This window comes from Gammaproteobacteria bacterium (assembly GCA_003696665.1).
In the GTDB taxonomy this organism is placed as follows: domain Bacteria; phylum Pseudomonadota; class Gammaproteobacteria; order Enterobacterales.
In genome coordinates this window covers 1-2,107 of the sequence record RFGJ01000250.1, presented here as the reverse complement: position 1 = coordinate 2,107, position 2,107 = coordinate 1, and the positions used below count along the sequence as shown (strand labels likewise).

The window sequence follows — 2,107 nt, the reverse complement described above, 5'->3', positions numbered from 1 at the left end:
AGCTTCCCGTTCTTGTCATAGCGGTACGCACATCCAACGTGCGTCACCTTCGCGCAATCTTCGGTCGGGATCTCATTTGACGGCGGAGCCTCTCCTGTGAGTCCGGAGACATCTGCGGCAAAAGGTGCTGGGGCTCCAAAACCGTTAAGTAGAGTTGGGCTCAAAAGGTCGTTGACATCATTTGCGGTTAAAGACTCGCTGCTCTTTCCAGGAACGGGACCCGGCCGTCGCCCTGTAACCTTAACCACGTCCTCTATGTCCAAACAGATCTTTTCCACGAGAACCTTGCCATTCTGATCAACTATGCGAAAGCAACGCTGTCTCATGCCGAAAGGATCGACAAAGTTTATCGGATCTCCACCCACATAGGCATACAGATTGAGCTGACCGCTCGCGAAGCCGATGGGATCGGGCTCAAGGAAGCGCGCGAGCCCCGTGGCATGGACCCGTGCACATGGGGTATCCGAGCCCCTTCCTAGTTACCTGGAACAAATCGCCCACAGTCAGCGCCTGTTATGATAAGGGGGAGAGAATGGTCCCAAAGATCGAAGACCAACAAATCGTTCCCTCTTGTCCCGCTCAAAATGTGCAGGCGCCCGGCCCGCGCACCAACGGTTTCAAGGTAGGCCTGTGCGGGAGTAAGCTCCTTTGCTTGCAGAACGCGCCAATCCCCACCACCAGCCAACAGACGTTGCCAGACCAGATCGGTTGCCGAAGAAGGAACAGTAATGGTTCGTGTCACACCCGCATCAAGACACTGGAGGTCGAATGCCCTGACCCCCAGAAATCGTGCGACCGGCCGCCAACTTTCCTGCTTTAAGGCTTCCAGCACAGAGACAAGGATCCTCTTCACAACCGCTTCTTTGATGAAACAATGTCCTCGTGCGCAGGTGTCGTCCGCTCCACCAGGCACAAACAGCGTGGCCAGCATCCGCCACTCCTGATCAGGACTGGGGCGGGGAATGCCTTTCCGCCACAGCGTCTCGCAGGCCGTATGGATAACATAGCGCAACTCCGGAGTACTATTGGAATCAATACCTTCATCTCCGTCCATAGATGGGTATATGACAATAACATCCTCAACAATCACTCCCGGTCTATAACCATGCTCCGGATCATAACGGTAACTGCGTTCTATGGCGGCATGGCCCAAGACTTTTCTCACACTCTGGAGAATTCGTGATGATGCAGCCTCTATCTTCCAGACCCGGTTCCAAATTTTCCTGTTATCAACCCGGATCAACCCGCGATAAAACGGTCCGACAGATCGAGGGCAGACGAGATAGCCTCGCGGAAAGGGTCCTGGTGCGGCCAGCTTGGAATTGAAACGCCACAAAGGCGCCCATCTGTACCGCGCAAGCGGCTTCCAGTTCTTCATCTTGCTTGCACGCAGCAGGTCATTGACAAGGTTTCTTATGAAGGTATCGCTCACGAGCTCCGCCGGATCTCTGCCGCCTGAGCCGTGATGAATGCCGGAGTCTGCCCATCGTGGTCCGATGACGCTGTAGACCTCCTCCTGCGGCAGCACCCAGTGAGTGTTAATGCCCCCCGCTACCGCCACCAAGGCCACAAGCACCCGGAAGAACGTCCTTTTTATACTGGACATGTCGGATTCTTGCCTGTGAAGCACTCCATGCCCAGCTCCGCAATCACCTACCCTCCGTCGCAAACGAAGGGTTACCTCCTACCAGCCACAGCCTACAATTTCTGCCTTGGGTAACTTAGCGTCCGCGATCTGCGATGTGGCGCTTGGATCCCGGCGCACGCGAACATGGAAAACGGCAGCGACCGTCAATGGCTTACCCCTTTCGACCTGTTCAAACCCCAGCTCAAGTTTCATCCCGCGCAGAGCAAATTCTCGCTTTCTCCCATAATATGGGTCGTCCATGCAGGGCCGTTCCAACGCTTTCCTGGTGAACACATTGCGTCCCATCCACACCGGAAGTTCCCTTGGCCCAATTAGACCCGCTTCCGTCTCCTCTGCGCCCTCATTCAGTATGCACATCCAAGGACCAATGTAATTGACGCCTATCTCGTCCGTTAGACGATCAAGTACCACTTCCGTCCCGCCTCGACATGTGAGAGTATATGCAATTTGTCCTGTTGT

Annotated in this window: 3 protein-coding genes; all 3 read right to left on the bottom strand. The window is 55.1% G+C overall.

Features of this window, described 5'->3' with window-relative positions; all coding sequences use genetic code 11:
• The coding region (locus D6694_07075) for a hypothetical protein (GenBank protein RMH43425.1) at positions 1–326 on the bottom strand (326 nt) is incomplete at its 3' end.
• 149 nt (positions 327–475) lie between these two features.
• Positions 476–1,576, bottom strand: a complete 1,101-nt coding sequence (locus D6694_07070; GenBank protein RMH43424.1) for a hypothetical protein — start codon at positions 1,574–1,576, stop codon at positions 476–478.
• Positions 1,577–1,684: 108 nt separating this feature from the next.
• Positions 1,685–2,107, bottom strand: a 423-nt coding sequence (locus D6694_07065; GenBank protein RMH43423.1) for a hypothetical protein, incomplete at its 5' end; no start/stop codon positions are given.